Raw genomic sequence first — 22,362 nt, forward strand, 5'->3', positions numbered from 1 at the left:
ACAAGTTAAGCTGTATCAGAAGATTTTTTTCATGAACATGAAGAAAAAAAGCTTTTATACAAATAAAGAAAGCGATTTCAAATTAACGGTTGACGCCGCTCTCTTTTTCCTCTAGAATTTTCCTTGAAACCGATACCAAATAAAACAATTATATGTTTCAGATGGAAAGGGAGGCTTATCTCAAATGGAAAATCGTTATGCTGTACATCCTGAGCAGGTCAAGCGTTTTACAACAGAGGAACTTCGTCGTCATTTTCATATTCCGATACTTTTTGTCAGTGGTGAATTGAAGCTGTATTATTCGCATGAGGACCGTGTGGTGATTGGCGGCGTTATGCCGACATCAGAACCGATCAAGCTAGATGCCGGCGACTTTTTACGTACAGAATATTTCCTTGAAAGACGGGAAATTGGCATTGTAAATGTCGGCGGCCAAGGTACGGTCACAGTCGATGGTGAGTCATTTGTGCTGGAGCATAAAGATTTCTTATATATTGGACTTGGACACGAACATGTACAGTTTGCTAGTTCATCAGGTGAGCAGGCCAAATTTTATCTTGTGTCAGCCACAGCTCATAGAGCGTATCCGACACAAAAGGCTGCGATCGCTGAATTAACACCGAATCATTTAGGGGAAGCATCCGCCTCAAACGTACGGAATCTGTATCAAGTCATTCATGCAGATGGCATCCAAAGCTGCCAGCTTATGATGGGTATCACTCAGCTGGAAACCAATAACACATGGAACACGATGCCTGCTCATATACATGACCGGCGGATGGAAGTGTACTTATATCTTGATATAGAGGAAGACGCACGTGTCTTTCATTTTATGGGGGAGCCATCTGAAACGAGACATCTCGTTGTGGCAAATGAAGAAGCCGTCATCTCACCTGCCTGGTCCATTCATTCAGGCTCAGGTACTGCAAATTATTCATTTATTTGGGCAATGGCGGGAGAAAACTATACGTTTAAAGATATGGACTTTGTCCCGATGGACCAGCTGAGGTAATGAGATGACGACGACATCCTATGTAGCGTCCCTCTTTTCCCTCGAAGGCAAAACAGCTCTTGTCACAGGTCCTGGAACTGGAATTGGGCAAGGTATTGCCGTAGCGCTTGCCCGTTCAGGTGCAGATATCATCGGTACCTACCACCATACGCCGCTTGATGAAACAAAAGAACTTGTCGAACAGACCGGCAGATCATTTCATGCGATTCAAGTAGACTTTTCAGATCCTAAGTCCGCAAAGCGGGATGTTGACGCCCTTTTAAAGCAGCATTCAATAGATATTTTGATCAATAATGCTGGGACCATTAAAAGAGAAGAGGCCGCTCAATATTCAGAGGAAAACTGGCATACTGTGATGGATGTGAATATCAACAGTCTCTTTTTCCTCACGCAAAAGGTCGGACAGCAGATGCTGAAAAAAGGGCAAGGGAAAATTGTCAATATCGCTTCCCTTCTATCATTTCAAGGCGGTGTCTTTGTTCCCGCTTATACAGCAAGTAAGCATGCTGTCGCAGGTTTGACGAAAGCTTTTGCAAATGAATGGGCAAGTCAGCATATTCAGGTCAATGCGATCGCGCCTGGTTATATTGCAACCAATAACACGCAAGCCATTCGTGACGATGCGAACCGGAATGAAGAGATTCTGAAACGAATCCCCGCTGGACGCTGGGGACGGCCTGAAGATCTAGCAGGTGCCGCCGTCTTTCTCAGCTCCCCTGCCTCTGATTATATGAACGGTCATATTTTAGCCGTAGATGGCGGCTGGCTGGCGAGATAAACATGTGAAGAGAATTCCTATTTTAGGGGATTCTCTTTTTTCTATTTGCATAATTCTTCTCCTTCCGAGTCACTCTATAAAAAAAGACATGAGGGTGAGGTATTATGAAAAGTCGTATTGAACAAGATATAGAGTCCGTCATTCAGCGTGTCAAAAGCTTTGCCGGCAAAAGTGATGATATCGTGTTCCACTCTTTTTCATTTGGTCCTTCCGCTGTCTCTGCATGTCTCGTGTACGTTGAAGGACTCACAGAATTTGAGATGCTTTCCAAACAAATCATTTCACCTATGCAAAAGGAACTGACCATCACCGAGGTCGACCACACCACACTTTCTTCCCTTTCTAAAACGTTCTTTGGCATTCAAAATGATGTGCTGGAAGATATGAACCTTGCCACCCAGCAGTTATACAGCGGCAGGGCTATTTTATTTGTGGATAGGGCCACTCAAGCGCTTGCGCTCCATACGAATCTTTTTCAATTTAGAGAAGTAGAGGAGCCGCAATCAGAAGTCCTTGTAAGAGGACCCCGGATTGGATTTATTGAAAATCTTGAAAAAAACACGGCATTGCTTCGTGAAAGAGCAAACGATCCGAACCTTGTCATTCAAAAGGTAAACATAGGTACTCGTAACAAGAAATCTGCTGCTCTTGTGTATGTTCGTGATATCGCAGACCCCAAACTAGTAGATGATGTATTCTCTCGTATGAAGCAAATCAAAATGGATGATATTCCTGAGTCCGGCTATATTGAACAGTTGATTGAAGACAGTCATGTCTCTATTTTTCCGCAGATTCAAAATACAGAACGTCCTGATCGGGTGATTGCCTCTGTGCTCGAAGGAAAGGTGTCTATTTTGCTCGATGGGACGCCCTTTGCCCTCATTATGCCGATGACTCTCACTGCCTTGATGCAATCACCGGAGGATTATTATCAAAGATGGACAAGTGCGACTCTTTTGCGTTTGCTCCGTTATATTGCCGTGCTTTTGACGATCTTTTTACCGGGACTCTATATCGCCCTTGTTTCCTATCATCCTGGTTTATTACCAACACGAATGGCACTGACCATCGCAGGCAGCCGGCAAAATGTGCCCTTTCCTCCTGTAGTGGAAGCCATTTTGATGTCGTTTACGATTGAACTGCTGCGGGAAGCTGGACTTCGTCTTCCTAGGGCGATTGGGCAGACGATTGGACTGATTGGCGGCGTCATTATTGGACAGGCGGCTGTCCAAGCCAATATTGTCAGTGCTTTAATGGTGATTATTGTGTCTCTGACGGCACTAGCCGATTTTACTGCTCCATCATATGATTTCAGCTTTCCCTTACGCATCCTGCGGTTTATGGCGATCTTCAGTTCAGCCATGTTTGGATTATACGGCCTCATCATGTGTTATTTATTTGTACTTTGTCACTTGATGCAGCTAAAGACCTTTGGTTTTGACTATTTCACACCTGTTTTGTCCTCACCGTTTTCAGATTTAAAAGATACGTACGTTCGTTTACCAATAGGGCTATTTAAATCGAGACCGAAAACAGCCAAGACAAAAAATCTCAAAAGACAAGGAGAGTAAACGATGTACAGAGCTGAGAAGCTATCATTGTTACAAGTCACCATTCTGTGCAGTTCTACAATGATAGGCGCTGGAATTTTAACCATTCCTCGCAGTTCTGCCAATTCAGGATTCCCTGATGGCTGGATCATTGTATTAATACAGGGAGTCATCTTTGCTTTCGTTGCTTTTTTGCTAGGTTGGATTGCGGAGAAGAATGCACCGGATACCATTTTTGAATCGAATACAAAAGGAGCCGGTGCCTTCTTTGGTACGATCTTTAACCTAATGCTGATCGGTTATTTACTAGCCATTGTTGGCTTTGAGGCGCGTGTACTGGGGGAAGTGGTTCAATTTTTCCTGCTGCAATCGACCCCGATGACCGTGATTGTGATGATTTTTTTACTGGTGGCGATCTATCATTTAAAAAGCGGGATTTTTCCAGTAGTAAAAATGGTGACATACATTTATCCAATGACCATGATCATTTACATTGGGCTCATGCTGTTTAGTTTAAAAATATTTGATTTTGATTACTTACGCCCGGTAATGGCTCACGGGTTTAAAGATTTTAGTAATTTGTTCTCTCAAACATTTATTCAATTTACAGGCTTTGAAGTCATTTTGTTTGTCGTACCGCTTATCTATAAAGACAAATGGTCAAAAGCGAAATGGGCCGCAGCGATCGGTGTAGGGATCACCACACTTATTTACTCCCTCACGCTCTTTATTGTGATTGGTTCCATGACGGTTGGAGAAACGAAATCACTCACCTGGCCCACTGTCTCACTCATTCAAGCGCTAGAACTAGAAGGGGTCTTCATTGAACGCTTTGATATTTTCTTACTGACGATCTGGACGTGCCAGCAGTTTATTTGTATGCTTGGCTTTTTCCAATTTGCGATTAAAGGCTGTCAAACGGTGTTTAAGACAACCAATTTAACGAGACTGCTATGGTTGCTGTTTTTGCTGACCTCAGCTCTCTCTCTTTTTCCGAGAAATATCAATGAAGTCTTTTACTACTCGACTTTACTCGGCTATGCATTATTCGCTGTTTTAGCGATTCCTTTTATAACAGCTATTCTGCTCATGATACGTAAAAAATGGGGAGGTCGATCTGCATGAAAGGGCGGCGTTTATGGCTCATCTTTCTGTCTTGCTGTCTTTTGCTTTTATCGACAGGTTGCTGGGACTTAAAAGATATTGAGAAATTATCGTTTGTGCGCGGTGTTGGCATTGACGAGGAAGATGATAACGGAGTCAAACTCACCTATCAAAACCTTGTCCCTAAAATGGGCGGAACACAAGAAGCAGATTCCCCTGGCTATGTGAATGTCGTCTCAAAGGGGAAAAATGTACTGGAAGCAGTCAGCAATGTCGCTTTGAAGGACCCGCCGATTTATAGTGATCACCTTAAAATCTTTTTGTTTGGCAAAGATCAAGCTGAACATCATGATATTCAAGGGACACTCAACCACTTTATACGAGATGATGAGGTTCGAAGAAGCAGCTACCTCTTAGTGTCACGCCATGAGGCTTCAAAAGTCATCAATCAAAAATTAAAATCACAACAGAGGGTTCCAGTCGAGCATATTTTTGAAACATCAAAAAACCGGAGCTTTAACGGGAAGATTTTACTGCCAACACGTATTGGCCGAGCGTCGGATTACTTTCAGATGGGTACAAGCTTTCTTGTCCAAAGTGTGGATGTCGTAAACGGAGAACTCACCTATGATGGCGCAGGCATTATCCATGGGAAAACGCGAAAGCTGATAGGATTCATACCAGCAAAGGATGTCCAATCTTTAAACTGGGTCATGAATCGCATCTCAGGCGGAGTCGTACCCGCCACCTACAAAGGCTTTCCGATTACGTATGAAATCAAGAAAGCAAAGTCCGAGATTGAACCCTATCTGAAGAACGGAAAGATTTCCTTTAAAATTAGTGTACAAACAAACGGGAAACTATCAGAAGATCAATATCCCCCTGAAAACTCATACGATGAGCAATACATCAAACGATTTGAGCGCATTTTTGAACGCAAAATCAAAGAGCGCATTCAAAAAGCTGTCAATCACATGCAAAAAGATGTGGGCGTTGACCCGATCTTTTTAAACCGGCAGGTGCGCATCAAGTATCCAGACTTTTGGGATCAGCACCGCAACGAATGGGATACACTATTTCAAGAAGTAGACATTGCATATGACGTAAAAGTGAGCATTTTGAACTTTGGTGCAGAAGGCGCAACGAAAAACTTTAAATGGTAGCGCAAGAGGCGGATGACCGCCTTAGATGGTTGACAAAGGGCTAAAATGAACTTTGTTTTAGCCCTTTGTCTTCTTTTCAGCATGATAGAAAACCTTTGCAGTCTAGGAAGGACGAGTACCGGAGCAGAGCGAATGAAGGATTCGCGAGCACCGGTGCAGAGGACTGACAAAAAATGCGAGGGTTTGCCTACACGCTGAGGCGGATTACTCGGAGGTGGAACCGCCTTTTTTACGTGCAACGATCAAAAGCTGATAAAGCGTCACTTGATCAGATAATGCTTTTGTTTGAAATCCAAGTGACTCTCCTACTCTCGCCACTTCGTCAAAAAACAATTGAACGTTTTGATCAATTGGCACATTGATCGGCTGTTCAATCACGCGATGAAACAAATGGTCTGGAAAGAGCGCCCGCATTGTATTTGGTGTGAAAAATCTCATATGTGTTCGATCTAAAATCCCCACATCTTGATACGTAAAATCACCTGCCATTAAAGGCAGCAGTACTTCCGCATGCATCATATTAGGTAAGCAGCAAATGATCACGCCACCTGGTTTTAAAGACGCATGCGCTTGAGCAATCATCTGCCATGGATCTGACACATGCTCTAACACATCAGAAAAGATCACAGCATCAAAAAAAGCTTCTTTCTCTGACCAAGGATACGCCTCCGCTTTTGTCTCAATCACTTCTTTGTAATACGCCTTTGCGATCTCTGCTTTTAATGCATCCCCCTCTACTCCATACATGTCAACGGACTGCCGGTTGATCAGTTCAAGCCCTGTCGCCCCAGCACCACAGCCAACATCCAGCACACATACGGCATCCTCAGGGAGCAGTGCTGCAAAATATGGATGGGGGGAGATCAGGTTTAAATCAATACCCCATTTATCTAAAAATCGAAGCCTGTTCTCCGCAAACAATGTAGAGATATTCGTTTCTTCATTGGCATTGAATGTGGCATGACCGTGATGATGTACAAATGAATCATGGACGATTTGCAGCTGGTATCCCTTTAGCAACGAACGCAGACAAAGGTCATCATCCTCAAATGATCCATATACAAACCGCTCATCAAATAACCCTACATCCTCGATCAGCTCTCTTTTGACCAGCAAACAAAAACCAACAAGTCTATGCACATATGTTCTTTGACCTTTTCTCGAAGCCGTATATGCCTTTGCAAAGGCAGGAAGCTCCTTCACATCTGTGTAAGATGGCTGAACGAGCTGAGGACCACTTACATAATTGGAGACAGGCCCTACCATGCCAATACGCTCTGATGCAAAAAGGGCTTCTCTTAAAGGCAAAAGCCAGTTTTCGGTCACAATCGTGTCGTTATTTAAAAAAAGAATACTATCTCCTGTTGCCTTTTTCGCCCCTTGGTTACAGCCCTTGGCAAAACCTTGATTCTTCTCGTTGTCAATCAACACGACATCTTCCAGTTGTCTCACATATTCCTTTGTTCCGTCTGATGAAGCATTATCCACGATAATGAGTTCATATTCATCACGCCGAGTATGCTCCTTGATACTGTCGATACATTTTTTCGTTAGGTGCAGTTCATTGTACGTCAGCATCACAATGCTCGTTTTTCCTTTCATCTCATTTCCACCTTTCGCCCGCCTGTTCCATATGTATGTCATAGGCAGCACGTTCAGAAGATGAGTGATTGTCCTTTCTTGATTAAACGTTTGTTTAACAAAGGGCTAAAATGAATTTTTTAGCCCTTTGTCTTCTTTTCAGCGTGATAGAAAACCTTTGCAGTCTAGGAAGGACGAGCATTGGCGCGGAGCGAATTTGACATTCGTGAGCACCGAAGCGCAAGACTGACAACGAATGCGAGGGTTTGTCTACACGCTGAGACCAGCTGCCTCATGCAGCTGGTCTTTTTTCATACCGTTTCCCCTTCGTCATTCACGACGGCACGGTTTCTCTTTTTTAAATCTTCTTCAATCTCTTCAAGACTTTTTCCTTTCGTTTCTGTGACTAAATATTTCACAAATAAGAAGGCACCTATGCCGATGGCTGCATAAATAAGGAAAAGGTTACTGATGCCGATTGCACTTAATAAGGTTGGGAATGTGAGCGAGATGATCAAATTCCCTGTATGCAGTAGGAAGGTCGATACCCCCGTACCGATTCCCCGGACATGTACTGGGAACAGCTCCGGCAGCATCACCCATACGACCGGGCCCCAGCTGACAGCAAAAATGACGATGAAAAGTCCTAAACATATAATCGTCGTCCAACCTGCAGCTGTTGATCCCTCGAAAAAACGATTGACCACTGCTAGAACAATCAAACTAAGAACCATCCCTACATTTCCAAATAGGAGTAACGCTTTCCGCCCGACACGATCAATGATTTTAATCGCAACAAACGTCATGACAACATTGACTGCACCAATTCCTACAGTTCCTAAAATGGCTGCTGAATCGCCAAAGCCGACACTTGTGAATGTTTTTGGTGCATAATAAATGATCGTATTTGTCCCAATAAACTGCTGTAAAAAGGCTAAACCGACACCAGCAATTAAAGCGGGGCGCACCCATGGTTCGAGTAATTCCTTAAGACCGCCTTTTTCTTCACTTTCTGCTTTTTGAATATCCGCAATTTCGTCTTCAACTTCTTGCTTGCTTTGTCTAAGTTTTGACAATATTTCTTTCGCCCGGTCCGCCTGTCCTTGGACAAACAGCCAGCGAGGACTTTCTGGCATAAACAAAATACCACATAACAAGAGCACAGAAGGAACAACGGCAATTCCAAGCATCAGACGCCATGCCTCTGCATCTGCTAAAACGTAGTTCACAATATAGGCAAGAAGAATACCAAATGTGATCATGAGTTGGTTTAATGAGGAAAGTGCCCCTCTTGATTCCTTTGGCGCAAGTTCAGATAAATACAATGGAACAATCGTCGTCGAGCATCCGACAGCAAGTCCTAGCACGATTCGAAATAAGACCATGACCTCCGTATTCGGTGCAAGGGCTGTTCCAAATCCGCCGATAATAAATAAAATGGCTGCGGCGATTATCGCTTTTTTCCGTCCGAATTGATCTGTCAGTTTTCCAGAAAGAGAAGACCCGAGCATCGCCCCGATTAAAATCGAGCTGACCACAAGTCCCTCTGTAAATGCATTTAAACCTAAATCCTCTTTCATAAATAAGATAGCGCCAGAAATGACACCTGTATCGTAACCATATAAGGCGCCGCCAAGTGCGCCGAAGAAATAAAGCCACCCATTCCGATTTTTCATGATCATAACCCCTCTTTTATCTATGTAATGACTGGATGTTTCTCTATGAAAAATCATTTTCCTCACTTCCTGTCATTTCAAACATTTCGATGTTTTATGACAAATATATTTCATTTGCGTATCATTGAAACTTTTTTAGATAAGGAAACGTCAATTAAGCGTTAGTGAAAAAAATGTCGCACTATATCCCGTTTTAAGGTATATTTGTTTTAGTTTGTAAGCATGAAGAAGGACATCTTTACTATAAAATCATAGCGAGGGTTTAAAATATATGGATCAAACAAGAAGTAAACGCAAAGGCAAAAAGCGTTTAAAACCATGGGTGAAAGTCACTCTTTTTATTTTTGGTATTCTTTTACTGACAACCGCTTCTGTCACCGGCTATGCCTACTATAAAGTGACAACAGCTGCGAAAAAAGCACAAGTCTCTCTAGACCGCGGTGCACAATCTGTCAAACGGATTGAAGCATTTGATCCTGGGAAAGACAGCTTTTCTGTCTTGCTGCTTGGCATTGACAGCAGACCAGGCGAAACCGTCAAACAAGCACGAAGCGATGCAATGGTATTAGCGACAGTAAATCGTACGAATAAAACCGTGAAATTATTAAGTATTCCAAGGGACTCATATGTTAATATTCCAGGTCATGGTTATGACAAAATTACACATGCACACGCATTTGGTGATGCAGACCTCACGGTAAGTACAGTTGAGAATTTACTAGATATTCCTGTCGACTTTGTGATTGAAAGTAATTTCAAAGCATTTAAGGAAATTGTGAATGAATTGAATGGTGTTTCCGTTAACATTAAAGATGAATATGTTGTGAAACAGATTCTTAAAGATACAAAGGGCAAAGTTCAGCTGCAAACGGGTACTCACACACTAGATGGTAATCAAGCTCTCGCGTATGTGAGAACAAGAAAAGCAGACAGTGATCTCATGCGCGGACAGCGTCAAATGGAAGTTTTAAAAGCCATTTTCGATAAATCAAAATCAGTAACGTCCATTCCGTCTTATGACAATATCATAGATACTCTAGGCGATAACGTCTCAACTAACCTGTCAATGAAAGAACTAGTCGGTCTTTTCCCACTACTCACTTCATTGAAATCTGTTGATACGATTCAACTAAAAGGATCTGATTACCAGCCAAATGGCGTTTATTATTACCAATTGGATCAAAACCAACTGAACGAAGTCAAAACGGAATTGAAGAAACAGCTTGAATTATCATAAAAACAGAAAGCGTCCTTTGGGCGCTTTTTCTTATATCCTTGATCAATTGACCATTTTTGTTTAGCCTTAAAGAGAGGAATCCACGATCCGACTCTTTCATGAGAATGAAGGAAATCGTACATACTTTGAAGAGGATATTGCATGAATGAAGGAGGATATAACAGCAATGAAAAAAATGATTGCGATTGATTTAGACGGTACACTCTTAAATACAAAAAGTGAAATATCCGCTCAAAACCGGCAAGCATTGATTCGTGCGAAGGAAGCTGGATATATTGTGACCATTTGTACAGGGCGCGCAACTTTTGATGTAAAAGAGCTTCTTGGGGATTTGGACATTCCCATTATTGCGGCAAACGGAGGAACTGTCCATACAGAAGGGTACAAGCTCTTCAGCAGAATCACCCTTGATCAAGAAGCTGGTAGACGTGCTGCAAAGGAATTGGTGGAACGGAACATTTATTTCGAGGTCTATACAGACGATGCCCTCCTTTCCCCATTTGATGGAAAAGAAAAGCTCAAAGCTGAATTTGATATGATCAAAAGCGCCAATCCTAACGAGGATGTAGCTGATTTATGGGAAGGGGCGATGACTCAATTTAAACAGTTTGGCATCAAACCTGTCGATGACATCCGTCAAATTTTTGAGTCGAATGAACCAACTTATAAATTACTATGCTTCTCATTTGATATGAATAAGCTGCAAGAAGCACGAGATCTTCTTTCTAAGATGCCTGAGCTCTCATTGACCTCATCCGGAGAACATATCATTGAGGTACTGCCAAAAGAGTCCGGCAAAGGACATGCCCTCAAGAAACTTGCAGCCCATTATGGCGTAGACCGATCCAATATTTATGCGATCGGTGATAGCCCTAATGATCTATCCATGTTCGATGAAGCAGGACACAGGATAGCGATGGGGAATGCGGTGGATGTCATTAAAGAAAAAAGCACCTACATCACAAAAGGCAACCATGAAGATGGCGTCGCCTATTTTATTGATCTGCTTTTGCAGAATCAATTTCAAGAAAAAAAGACGCTTGTCTGATCAGCGCCTAGTGAGAAGTCGAGAAGTCCGATCCGAGCATTGATCGGGCTTTTTCTTTATTTTTTGATTCTAACAGCCGTCTCATATTTATCCTTCCAATACGTACTTGTTTTCATATTGGTAATGACAACGCCATTTGAAACCGTCACATGAATGACTTGATTTGAACCAGCATAAATGGCTGGCATCAACGAAGTCCCTTTAAAAAAGACAAGATCTCCCGGCTTTAGTTCCGATCGTTTCACAGGTGTACCTGCTTTAACTTGACCCGGCGCATAGCGAGGCATCTCAATTCCAAGCACTGCTTGATAGATATACTGCGTGAATCCTGCTGTATCAAAGCCTTGCTTTGGGCTCGCACCACCTTTTACATAAGGTACTTCTCCAATATACGTAGCGGCTTTTGATACGACTGGGTCTTCTTTCGCTAGTTTCAGCTCAGTTAATCGTTTCGCACCTGTCCATTTCTCACGCCAATACGATTCAGACAAATAAGAAATCGTCACACTTTCCGAACGGCTCGCATGAATAAAGCGGTCTCCTCCGATGTACATTCCTACATGTGAAATTCCTTTTTTATACGTGTTGCTAAAAAAAACAAAGTCTCCAGGGCGAATATCGTCTCGTGCTACTTTCTCTCCAACCATCCATTGCTGCTCAGCACTTCTTGGCAAATAAATCCCAAGTGATTTTTCAAATAAATATTGTAAAAAACCTGAACAATCGAATCCTACTTTTGGATCTGATGCCCCGAATACATAAGGGATTCCTAAATATTTCATCGCATCTTTCACCAGTTGATCATCCGACATCTCTTGGGAGACAGGCAGCCGTTTGACCGCATAGAACCGATCGGTCCAATATTTACTTTTGCTGACATCTGTTTTCACCACCCCTTGACTGAGTGTGATGTGGATCACTTGATCATTTCCAGCGTACAAAGCAACATGTGTCGGGATGTCTTTTGTTTCTTCAAGACTGCGAAAATAGACAAGGTCTCCAGGCTTCGCTTTTTCCCATGATACGTTTTCACCGATTTGGTATTGATCAATCACCTTTCGCGGCAAATCAAATGCACCTGTTGTTTTGTATACATATTGTATAAAGCCAGACGCATCAAAGCCCGTTTTCGGATCGATTCCTCCTTTATGATAAGGCGTACCTATCAGCGTTTCCGCTTGTTTTAAAGGAGATGTTGTTTGAGCAGACACCTCTGTTTGGGACATAAACATGAGTCCTACAATGGCACATCCTCCAAGCAGTATTCCTTTCCATTTCATCCTCTCTTCCTCCTTTCTTTTATAGTTTCGACATGACCCCTTTCATTTTACACCTTTTTCCGTCAAAAAAGAGCACGCCTCGCGTGCTCTTTTCATCATCATTTCTTTATTTACTTGCTTCCGCTTTTGACTGCTTTTGCTGTTCAATTTTCTGCATTTCAACCGAGATCTTTTGTTTCTCATGATCTGTGAGGCTGTCACTAAATTTAAAAGCAGACATAAAGACAAAGACTAAAATTAACGCAACAAACGGCCAGCTTGCTTTAAGGAATTTCATTTTTTATCCTTCCCCTCGTTTTCTTTTAATGTTTGAACTTTATCAGAATGATCGACTTCAAAGAAAATATGTCCGTCTTTTTCTTTCCAATCCGCATTCGTGCCATTTGTCAGCATACGGATAATCGATTTTGATTCAAGAGATCCTGCTTTGACTGGAGCAGGTGTCGCTTCTTTGATGTACATTGGAACCACTTCAAATGTCGCTTTTCCATCTTCATTCAGATGATACTGAACAATGGCAGAATCACGTGTTCTTGACCAGCCTTGGTCAAAAATAAAGTTCCCCAAGCTATAGAAGATCGCTGTTCCGTTATAGACTTCCATCGGCTCAAGAACGTGCGGGTGTGCACCGATAATGATATCAGCACCAGCCTTTGACATCGCTCTTGCCAGCTCTCTTTGTCTGTCGTTTACTTCATTGTTATATTCCTGTCCCCAGTGCGCATGAACGACAACGATATCTGCCTTTTCAGCAGCTTGTGAAATCATCGGAATAAAGATAGATGGATCAGCTGGCAGAATACCTGCCTTGCGATTTGTTGCTTTAAAATCATTTCCATATACATCTGTAAAACCAAGGGTAGCGATTTTAACGCCATTCACTTCTTTGTATGAAATGTTCTGCTTCGCATCTTTGACGTTGCGCCCTGCCCCTGTATAATCCATGTCAGCTTTTTCAAAGGCATCAATCGTGTTATTTAAGCCTTTTTCACCGTAGTCTGCTGCATGGTTATTCGCAAAGTTTAGTACAGAGAAATTCAAATCCTTTAACGCTTGTACAGAATCTTCATCTGTTTTCAAATGAATATTCTTTTGTGCTGCCTGTTCCTTATCTGAAGCCACTGGATGCTCAAAATTCCCTGTTACATAATCTGAAACATCAAAATACGGCTTCGCATAGCGGAACAGGTGCTGCTTTCCATAGCGATCTGTTACTTTCTCTACATTTCTTCCAAACATAATATCTCCGACAAACGAAGCGGTCAGGATGTTTTCTGGATTCTTTTCTACAGTTGGTACTTGTGCTTTCCCGATAAATGTAAATAGAAATGTACAAGCAATGACAATCGGTAAAGCAATCAGTACGTGTTTATTCGTCTTTTTCTTTTGGTTCTTTGTGATTTTCAGCAGCTTTTCCTGAAAGCTCAATTTTTTATTCATCATTGGACACACCTTATCTTAAAATAGATAGTAAACATACATGATGGCAAATGTTGCACCACTTAGAAGTAATGTGCTTCCAAGGGTAATCGTAAGACCTTGCTTTTGAATCGTATTCGCAATCAATCCAGGCACGATGATTCCGATTCCGCGGAATTCTGCTATTTCAAACGGAACTACTGGATAGAAGAAATCAAATATGAGCTTTAAGGCAATCCCTGTAATCAGCATCGCCGCAAACTTTCTACGTCCGTACAAAATCATAAATTTCGATAGTCCAAAACGAACGATCACATATGTCAGCAAGCTGACAGATAAAACAACTAAAATGAAGACTGGCTGGTTAAAGACGAGCGCCAGATAACCTGGAACAACCAACCCAGCTGGTACGATTCCTGTTTTTTCTGCAAAAATTAAACTGAGTAGAACACCTAAAATTAACGAGATATAAAGATCTGATCCGAACATTTTCTATATTTCCTCCTAGCTGACAAGCTGCTTAATTTTGTATTCTTGAATTTTTTCGATTAAAGGTTCAGCGGCGCCGTGAATATTGCCGACTCCATAAACCACTCGATTATGAAGCTTTTTCTCAAGCATGTTCATAATTTGTTCTGTAGATTGATATTCAAGGTTGTGTAAGTGGTCAGCCGGAATTTTTCCATCCTCAAATGCCTTCACAATTGGATCTGTCGTTTCACCAATTAAGACAAGATCACTTGCTTCAATATAAGGAAGTACATCCTCCGCAAACTGGATCGTTCTATCTACGCGATCCGCACGACAGTTCATGATAATAATCGGTTCATCTGTTGGATACCCAATTTCCTTCACACGCTTCCAAATGTTCAATGTAGATGCTGCGTCATTAGCCGCAAATCCATTTACAAAATGTCCAGGTGTTTTTGCATCCATTAATGGAAGAATTCTCATCGCTCCTGGATCAGGCGGCGCATTTAACATTCCTCTGAATGCCGTATCTTCATCAATTCCCAATGCTTGTGCAACACCAAGTGCAAGTGAAGCATTATCCGGGAACACCATATACTCAAATTTCCGTAAATACTCATCGGTAATCTTGGAATTATCTGCAACAATCACTTCAGTATTGCGTTTTTTCGCAATCTCTTTAAAGAAATCTGTATATTCACTATCCGTAATAACCAAGTGCCCATTGTAAGGAATTGTCGCTGTAAAGGCTTCAGCTATTTCATCAAGAGTTGGCCCCATCACATCCATATGATCTTCAAGAACGTTTACGATCACGCCAATATTCGCTTGAAGCAGCTCTTCCTGAAAGATAATTTGGTAATCTGGATTCACCGCCATACATTCACTGACGATGGCATTTGCTCCTCTTTCAACTGTTTCTCTCATAACTTCTTTCTGCTCTCCGATATTTGGTCCTTGCGGTTTCCTTTTAATCGGTTTCTCTTCTGGCGTATCCCAATAAATCATTCTTGCATCCGTTCCTGTTGTTTTGCCGACAGTTTTATAACCTGCCTCCATTAAGATACCGGTTGTCAATCTTGTAACGGTAGACTTTCCGCGTATACCATTAATATTGACGCGTACCGGCAGGGCATCGATATTTTTCTGATGACGCTTCTTTTCAATAAAGCCAATCCCTAACATGATGACACAGGCTATAACGATTAACCACATCGCTTATCTACATCTCCTTTTTTTATGAGTGTGATATGTAAATTCAATCAACAGTATATAGGTTCAGCATAAAATCACAATCGGTATTATGTAACATAATCTTTCACTTCCTCGTATGCCAAATTCCTCTAAACAGAAGGCGTAATTGCCTATCTCACTCTCAAATGAAAAGGCCAAAAGACGGACAAAATGACGCCTGATTTTCTGCTCAGAACAAGAGAAAGCGTTACCATCAAACAGTGAAAAATCTTTTGTCCTTTTCTCCCTAAATTTTTCGACAATTATTAAGATGTATTTTGAATCAATGTTTTAAAGCCCTTTCATCTCTACGAAATCAGTCATATCAGCGCTTTAAATGAATAGTGCGTGTTTTAGAATATTTTATATTTTTAAATGAACAGGTTAGAAAGTCATCCTCATTGGTCAGAATGCTATGTGTTGACCTATGACAAAGGTCACCTATCAAAAAATCAAGTCATCTGCTTATTTATAGGTCACAAAAAATTGGGATAAGATGTCAAAAATTAATCATTTTGTTATAGGCTCTCTTTACGATATTCGCTCCTTATGACCTAAACAATGAAACATTATTCATTTCTTTTTATCAAGATTCATCATTTCTTAACATTTTTAATGTGATTTTAGTTGAAAGTTGTCGGTGCGTGTCATGCTTTCCCCAAAGATGACGCATAAAATCATCTTCTCGGCTTACACTATGGTTAAAAAATCTGTGAGAGGAGGCTAAAGATGCCAAATACGAATGAGCAAACACGCTTACACTTTTTATCAGGCGGTTTTGAGGAAAAGATTCGGATTCTGAAAAAAGCATTTCAACAAAGCGCTGATTTTGAATACCGGGAATTGATGGTGAATGAAACGAAATCAGTGTTGTTTTTTATTAAAACAAGAGTGGATGAAAGTAAATTAAACAACTTCATTATTGGCAACTTGCTTGGCCCTCCTGGAAAGCAGGACTATGCAAAATCTCTTAGTTCACTCGAAACAGGTGACTTGACGCTGATTGTCGACAGCATTATTGCCGGAAGTATTGCCTTCCTTGATGAAAAATCTGCACAGATCAAAATATTTGCTGTTGGACAGCCGCCTCTGCGTTCCATTTCTGAACCTTCTTCTGAAAGTATTATTGCAGGCGCACATGATGGGTTTGTTGAGAGCTTAGATACCAATTTATATTTGCTGCGTTCACACTTAAATGATCGAAAACTTGCAATCCAGTATCATAAGGTCGGTACAAAATCTGAAACAAAGGTTGCGACGGTTTATATTTCTGATATTGCCAATCAAGAAAAGATAGATGAGGTTAACAAACGAATTTCTTCTATTAAAGTAGACACGCTGCTTAGCCCAGGTTCTATTGTAGAGGCGATTGAGGATGATTCGTATTCCATCTTCCCGCAGCTTATTGACACAGAACGACCTGACAAAGTGAGATCCGCCATTCTTGAAGGAAGAATTGTCGTCTTAATGGACGGCAGCCCAATGGCTATCATTCTGCCTATTACGTTCTTTAGTTTCTTTCAATCACCAGATGACTATAATAGCCGCTGGATTCCGGCTACATTTATTCGTATTCTTCGCTATGTTGCCTGTATCATCGCAGTGATTTTGCCTTCTTTTTATATTGCGGTCATTGGTTTTCATTATGAGGTGGTCCCGGATGAATTAGCGATTACGATGAAAAATTCCATCATCGGCATTCCTTTTCCGCCGTTAATTGAAGCAATGCTGATGGAAATTACGATTGAGCTCATACGAGAAGCAGGGGTGCGACTGCCAAAGCCAATTGGTCAGACGATTGGGATTGTAGGCGGTTTGGTGATTGGAGACGCTGTGGTAAAAGCTGGACTCATTTCGAATGTCCTTGTCATTGTTGTTGCCGTGACAGCTGTTGCATCCTTTGTCCTCCCATCCTTTGAAATGACGTCCACCATTCGTATGCTTCGTTTCCCTCTCATGTTTATGGCATCGATGTTTGGGTTTATTGGCATTTCATTCGGCCTGTCGATCGTATTGATGAATTTATGCCGCCTCGAATCACTAGGTGTCCCGTACTTATCACCAGTGGCTCCATTTAACTGGCAGGACTTAAAAGATACTGTGATTCGATTACCGATGTGGATGTACAAAAAGCGCCCTGTTTACTTAAATCCAAAAAAGAAAGAGCAAATTGAAAATTTGAGAGGATGGAAAAATAAAGATGAAAAATAAAATATCTCCACCTCAAGCTGTCTTTTTTATCATTCAATCTCAAATTGGTGTCGGTATTTTAGCTCTCCCCCATTTGCTGATGAAAGACATGGGACACGATGGGTGGATGGCGATTATCTTAGCCTGTTTTTTCATTCAAATCATTAACACCATTTTTATTTACATCATTCAGAAGTATCCTGATACATCATTTTTCCAAGCCTTAATTGAAGTGTTCGGAAAATGGATCGGCCGGACATTGGTGGCACTATATACGTTATACTTCGCCTCCGTCTGCATTGTTGTTTTATCCATTTTCACAAGAATTCTTGGCATTTGGGTGCTGCCGCTCACACCAAATTGGGTCATTAATCTGTTACTGATGATCTCCATCATTTACATTGCAAAGGAGCAAATTACGGCGATTGTCAGGTTTAACTTCATTTTGACGCCCTTTTTGCTCATGCTGTCTCTCTTAATGCTCTATTCATTAAAAGGAACCAATATCGACTACCTCATGCCCTTTTTCCAAGTGGACGTTTCTCAAGTTTCACTCGGATTAAAGGACGTCGTTCTATCTATGAATGGGTTCGAGATGATCCTCATTATCTCTCCATTGATGAAAGGAACCATTAAGGAACGATATAAAGTCATGACCATTGCCAATATATGCACGACGCTTTACTACCTATTTATTACATTGATTTGTTTTATGTTCTTCAGTCCGATTGAGCTCAATATCATTCCCAACCCTGTTCTTTATCTGTTAAAAACCATTTCGTTCGGTGTGATTGAGCGAACAGACTTGATCTTTCTCAGTTTCTGGGTATTTATCATTCTTGCCACACTCAGCAATTACCTTTACTTTTGTGCGAATGGCGTGGCAAGTATTCTTAAGAAAAAAGAACACAAAAAATATGTCTTTTATTTTGCCATTTTGATCTATGCGGCTAGCTGTTACCTTGCAACCGATAATTTTAGAATTCAGCGTTTTAATGATTTTACCACCATCGCTCAATATTCATTTATTTACACACTCCCAATCTTTATGGCCATTATCATCTTTATCAAACATCGCAAAGGGAAGGTGAAATCACATGCGTCATAAGTACATACTGACGTTGCTCATGTGTGTTTCTCTCATATTCATGCCTGGCTGCTGGGATCAAAATTTATTAAAGAACATCTCTCTTGTGTTAACCTCCGCTGTTGATCAGGGAGAGGATGAAAATGCAAGATACTCGATTACTTATCGAAAGGTGCAGCAGTCTCAAAGTATGGAACAAGGAAATACAGGTAGCTTTTTAACCACTCTTCTCACAACTGAAGCCCCTACTTTAAGAAAAGCGAGAACCAACTTCAGCCGGATAGTGGATCAAAAAATAGACATGTCGAAAATGCGGGTGATGCTGATCGGTGATGAATTTGCCCAAAATCGTCTTCTGCCCTACTTAGATATGTTTTATCGTGATCCAAAAAGTCCCCTCCTCGCAAATCTTGCCGTTGTTCAAGGGGGGACCTGTGAAGAAGTGATTAACTCGCTGCTGAAGGAAAAACTCATCGTGAGTGACTATTTAAATAACTTGATCACAACCGCATCACGCTCCTCCCAAGTAGCACCTAAAAACATTCAAAGTATTCGATCTAAAATGCTTCAAACTGGAGAGGACTTCACACTACCGTTAATCTATTTTGATCAATCGAAGAAATTAATTAGTGTAAAAGGGGTTGCTCTATTTGATAATGAGAAGAAGAAAGGCGAGTTGTACGGTCAAGACGCGATCTTGCTCACCGTCATGGACGGAAAAATGGGCAAGTATGCCAACTTCACAAAAAAAGTGAGAAGCGACATGAAGTCAAAAGAAAACAATTACATCACCATCCAAGTCACTGATGTGAAGAGAGACATCGAGATTCTGAATCCTGATCATCGAAACTTAACATACTCACTCAAATTTGAATTTAATACTTCTGTCCTTGAGTACCCAAAAGATAATCTAGATACAGACAAAAAAATTGAAATGCTGAACAAAAGACTTTCAACCATCTTGACAAAAGAAGCAGAAAAAATTGTTGCTACATTACAAGAAGCAAATTCTGACGTCTTAAGCCTCGGCAGAAAATACCGGGTCAGACATTATGATGAGTATATGAAAATGAATTGGGTCACCGATTATCCAAAAGTGAAAATCATTCCAAAAATCAAAGTAAACATTACACAAACAGGCATTATTAGTTAAGAAAAGGAAGAAGTCATCTTTCTTTTCTTTTTTTATTTTTTTAAGATTGTCTTTTCAATGCTTTCGTGATAATCTATCTGTGTAAACGGTTACACATCGACGAAGGGAGGCACTCCATTGGCTACAATTAAAGATGTTGCAAAAGCTGCTCAAGTATCTGTTGCGACTGTTTCACGCGTGCTCAACGATACTGGATACGTCCATATTGATACGAAAACCCGTGTGACACAAGCGATGCAGGAGCTGAACTACTTCCCCAATGAAGTGGCACGATCCCTTTTTAAAAGAGAATCAAGATTAGTTGGTCTCATCTTACCTGATATCACAAACCCCTTCTTCCCTCAGCTGGCTAGAGGCGTTGAGGATGAGATTCATGCACACGGCTTTCGGTTATTATTCGGAAACAGTGATGAAGATCGGGAGAAGGAAATGGCCTATTTACAAACCTTTAAGCAAAACCAGGTGGTCGGTGTCATCGCTGTCACAAACGAACCTGAATCGGATTTGTACAATGATGATGAACTGCCTGTTGTCTTCTTAGATCGTACCGTTCCAAATGCGCCTTCTGTGTTTGCAGATGCTACGGCAGGCGGGAAAATGGCTGCAATGGAATTAATCAAACGCGGCAGTCAGCAGATCACATTGCTAAAAGGGCCCGCTCATCTTCAAACGGCGCGGCAAAGATTCAAAGGCGCACTTGATGTTCTGACTGAAGAAGGTGCTAACTTTCATGTGATGTCTAACGCTTCTTTTTCTTTTCAGGAAGCCCGAAAAAGCGCCAAGGCTCTTTTCAAGCTGTACCCTGAAACAGATGGCATCATTGCCAGCAATGACATCGTCGCAGCAGCCGTCGTACACGAAGCACTTCGAATTGGAAAAGCCATTCCAGAAGACGTCCAAATCATTGGATTCGATGATATTCCGCAAAGCGAACTGCTCTTCCCTTCTTTATCAACGATCCGGCAGCCTGCCTATGATATGGGGAAAGAAGCCGCAAAGCTGATCATTAAAGCCATTCAAAAACAGCCAATAGATCAAGCAGTTATTCAAATGCCCGTCTCTTTTATTGAACGAGAGACCACAAGAAAGGTGGATTCACAATGAGTCAAATAGTTGTCGTAGGAAGTTGTTCCATGGATTTAGTTGTTACATCGAATAAACGCCCCAGTGCCGGAGAAACCGTTCTAGGCGAATCATTTAAAACGGTCCCTGGAGGAAAAGGAGCCAATCAAGCAGTGGCAAGCGCAAGGCTCGGTGCAGATGTATATATGATTGGCCGGGTTGGAGATGACGCGTATGGTCAGGACATTATGCGCAATTTGCAAATACAAGGTGTTCGCACCACCTATATGAAACCGGTTACCGAAATGGAAAGCGGAACAGCCCATATCATTTTAGCTGAAGGAGATAACAGCATTGTTGTCGTCAAAGGAGCAAACAATGAGGTAACACCTCACTATGTAAAAGATGCTCTTTCTTCTATTGAAGATATCGGAATCGTCCTTATCCAGCAGGAAATTCCTGAAGAAACAGTCGAAGCCGTCTGCGCCATTTGCAGCGAAAAAGGGATTCCAGTCATCTTAAATCCCGCACCAGCTCGCAAAGTCTATCAGCAAATATTAGATCAAGCTGCCTATATTACGCCAAACGAACATGAAGCAGCTCTTATGTTTGATGGACTCACCATAGCAGAAGCTTTGCGACAATATCCAAACAAATTGCTCATTACAGAAGGAAAAAGTGGTGTTCGTTACTTTGACGGAACAAAAGAAGTGTTGGTGCCGGGCTATCCTGTGAAAGCCGTCGACACAACAGGGGCTGGTGATACTTTTAACGGCGCTCTAGCTGTAGCACTAACAGAAGGAAAATCACTTTACGATGCACTTGCCTTTGCCAATTTGGCAGCGTCTATCTCAGTCACAAAATTTGGCGCCCAAGGCGGCATGCCAGCAAGAGAAGAATTGGAGAATAAGAAATGAAGAAAAATGGTATTTTAAATAGTCATATCGCCAAGGTGCTTGCTGACCTCGGTCATACAGATACAATTGTCATCGCAGACTGCGGCCTGCCCATTCCAGAAGGCCCGGTCAAGATCGACCTTGCATTATCCATCGGCACACCATCCTTTCAGGAGGTTACTTCCCTCCTTCTTGAGGAAATGGCCGTTGAACACATCACAATCGCCAGTGAAATCAAACAAGCCAATGAGAGAGATCATTTATTTCTAAAGAAAGCGTTCTCACATCCGTTAGATGAAGTCGATCACGAGACGTTCAAAGACATGACCAAACAGGCAAAAGCAGTGATTCGAACGGGTGAAGCCACCCCATACGCAAACTGCATTCTTCATGCCGGTGTCATCTTTTAAAAGGAGGAGCCA

General features: G+C 41.6%; 20 protein-coding genes. 13 read left to right on the forward strand and 7 right to left on the reverse strand.

Features of this window, described 5'->3' with window-relative positions; translation table 11 throughout:
* Positions 1-184: 184 nt before the first annotated feature.
* The 5 genes from kduI to ABG082_RS16670 all read left to right on the forward strand — a co-directional run bounded on the left by kduI (position 185) and on the right by ABG082_RS16670 (position 5,607).
* A complete protein-coding gene (kduI, locus tag ABG082_RS16650; protein ID WP_008343239.1) occupies positions 185-1,012 on the forward strand; it encodes a 5-dehydro-4-deoxy-D-glucuronate isomerase in 828 nt (275 codons plus the stop codon).
* Between the two features lie 4 nt (positions 1,013-1,016).
* Complete coding sequence (kduD, locus tag ABG082_RS16655; RefSeq protein WP_007499885.1) at positions 1,017-1,790, forward strand: 2-dehydro-3-deoxy-D-gluconate 5-dehydrogenase KduD; 774 nt, start codon at positions 1,017-1,019, stop codon at positions 1,788-1,790.
* Between the two features lie 104 nt (positions 1,791-1,894).
* A complete protein-coding gene (locus ABG082_RS16660; RefSeq protein WP_144716421.1) occupies positions 1,895-3,361 on the forward strand; it encodes a spore germination protein in 1,467 nt (488 codons plus the stop codon).
* 3 nt (positions 3,362-3,364) lie between these two features.
* Entirely contained in the window at positions 3,365-4,465 is a 1,101-nt protein-coding gene (locus ABG082_RS16665; RefSeq protein ID WP_007499883.1) for a GerAB/ArcD/ProY family transporter, read from the forward strand.
* A complete protein-coding gene (locus ABG082_RS16670) occupies positions 4,462-5,607 on the forward strand; it encodes a Ger(x)C family spore germination protein (protein WP_348936289.1) in 1,146 nt (381 codons plus the stop codon). The genes ABG082_RS16665 and ABG082_RS16670 overlap by 4 nt, the downstream gene beginning before the upstream one ends.
* Before the next feature lie 204 nt (positions 5,608-5,811).
* Here ABG082_RS16670 and ABG082_RS16675 read toward each other — a convergent pair whose 3' ends face one another.
* Positions 5,812-7,209: a bifunctional glycosyltransferase family 2 protein/class I SAM-dependent methyltransferase gene (locus tag ABG082_RS16675; protein WP_348936290.1), complete on the reverse strand. Its 1,398-nt coding sequence runs from the start codon at positions 7,207-7,209 to the stop codon at positions 5,812-5,814.
* A gap of 290 nt (positions 7,210-7,499) precedes the next feature.
* Positions 7,500-8,864: a sugar porter family MFS transporter gene (locus ABG082_RS16680; RefSeq protein ID WP_089374136.1), complete on the reverse strand. Its 1,365-nt coding sequence runs from the start codon at positions 8,862-8,864 to the stop codon at positions 7,500-7,502.
* 271 nt (positions 8,865-9,135) lie between these two features.
* On the opposite strand from ABG082_RS16680, the gene ABG082_RS16685 reads away from it, so the two are divergent.
* Together ABG082_RS16685 and ABG082_RS16690 are read left to right on the forward strand one after the other, a co-directional pair.
* Positions 9,136-10,101 carry an LCP family protein gene (locus tag ABG082_RS16685; RefSeq protein WP_035389731.1) on the forward strand — a complete coding sequence of 322 codons (966 nt, stop codon included), beginning with the start codon at positions 9,136-9,138 and terminating at the stop codon, positions 10,099-10,101.
* A gap of 166 nt (positions 10,102-10,267) precedes the next feature.
* Entirely contained in the window at positions 10,268-11,149 is an 882-nt protein-coding gene (locus ABG082_RS16690) for a Cof-type HAD-IIB family hydrolase (RefSeq protein ID WP_172673031.1), read from the forward strand.
* Between the two features lie 56 nt (positions 11,150-11,205).
* Here the strand turns inward: ABG082_RS16690 and ABG082_RS16695 are convergent, their stop codons facing one another.
* The 5 genes from ABG082_RS16695 to pgsB form a co-directional block, all read right to left on the reverse strand.
* Positions 11,206-12,429: a C40 family peptidase gene (locus ABG082_RS16695; RefSeq protein WP_348936291.1), complete on the reverse strand. Its 1,224-nt coding sequence runs from the start codon at positions 12,427-12,429 to the stop codon at positions 11,206-11,208.
* A 106-nt stretch (positions 12,430-12,535) separates the two neighbouring features.
* On the reverse strand, positions 12,536-12,706 hold the full coding sequence (locus ABG082_RS16700; RefSeq protein ID WP_008343253.1) for a hypothetical protein: 171 nt from the start codon (positions 12,704-12,706) through the stop codon (positions 12,536-12,538).
* Positions 12,703-13,869, reverse strand: a complete 1,167-nt coding sequence (locus ABG082_RS16705; protein WP_342494334.1) for a CapA family protein — start codon at positions 13,867-13,869, stop codon at positions 12,703-12,705. Before ABG082_RS16705 ends, ABG082_RS16700 begins: the two co-directional genes overlap by 4 nt.
* An 18-nt stretch (positions 13,870-13,887) precedes the next feature.
* Complete coding sequence (gene pgsC / locus ABG082_RS16710) at positions 13,888-14,337, reverse strand: poly-gamma-glutamate biosynthesis protein PgsC (protein WP_007497520.1); 450 nt, start codon at positions 14,335-14,337, stop codon at positions 13,888-13,890.
* A 15-nt stretch (positions 14,338-14,352) separates the two neighbouring features.
* On the reverse strand, positions 14,353-15,534 hold the full coding sequence (pgsB, locus tag ABG082_RS16715; RefSeq protein WP_007497522.1) for a poly-gamma-glutamate synthase PgsB: 1,182 nt from the start codon (positions 15,532-15,534) through the stop codon (positions 14,353-14,355).
* 747 nt (positions 15,535-16,281) lie between these two features.
* On the opposite strand from pgsB, the gene ABG082_RS16720 reads away from it, so the two are divergent.
* The 6 genes from ABG082_RS16720 (at position 16,282) to rbsD (ending at position 22,350) form a co-directional block, all read left to right on the forward strand.
* Positions 16,282-17,763, forward strand: coding sequence for a spore germination protein (locus tag ABG082_RS16720; RefSeq protein WP_008343262.1), 1,482 nt, complete (start codon positions 16,282-16,284; stop codon positions 17,761-17,763).
* On the forward strand, positions 17,753-18,850 hold the full coding sequence (locus ABG082_RS16725; RefSeq protein ID WP_035702259.1) for an endospore germination permease: 1,098 nt from the start codon (positions 17,753-17,755) through the stop codon (positions 18,848-18,850). The genes ABG082_RS16720 and ABG082_RS16725 overlap by 11 nt, the downstream gene beginning before the upstream one ends.
* Entirely contained in the window at positions 18,840-19,982 is a 1,143-nt protein-coding gene (locus ABG082_RS16730; RefSeq protein ID WP_046344643.1) for a Ger(x)C family spore germination protein, read from the forward strand. Before ABG082_RS16725 ends, ABG082_RS16730 begins: the two co-directional genes overlap by 11 nt.
* Before the next feature lie 117 nt (positions 19,983-20,099).
* Positions 20,100-21,086 (forward strand): LacI family DNA-binding transcriptional regulator, encoded by a 987-nt coding sequence (locus ABG082_RS16735; RefSeq protein WP_007497527.1) that lies wholly within the window; start codon positions 20,100-20,102, stop codon positions 21,084-21,086.
* The gene (rbsK, locus tag ABG082_RS16740) at positions 21,083-21,961 is read left to right on the forward strand and encodes a ribokinase (RefSeq protein ID WP_348936292.1); all 879 of its coding nucleotides are present in this window, start codon (positions 21,083-21,085) and stop codon (positions 21,959-21,961) included. Before ABG082_RS16735 ends, rbsK begins: the two co-directional genes overlap by 4 nt.
* Positions 21,958-22,350, forward strand: coding sequence for a D-ribose pyranase (rbsD, locus tag ABG082_RS16745; RefSeq protein WP_348936293.1), 393 nt, complete (start codon positions 21,958-21,960; stop codon positions 22,348-22,350). Before rbsK ends, rbsD begins: the two co-directional genes overlap by 4 nt.
* The last annotated feature ends 12 nt before the right edge of the window (positions 22,351-22,362 follow it).

It is taken from the genome of Bacillus sp. BS1807G30 (assembly GCF_040047675.1).
Classification (GTDB): Bacteria; Bacillota; Bacilli; order Bacillales; family Bacillaceae; genus Bacillus; species Bacillus altitudinis.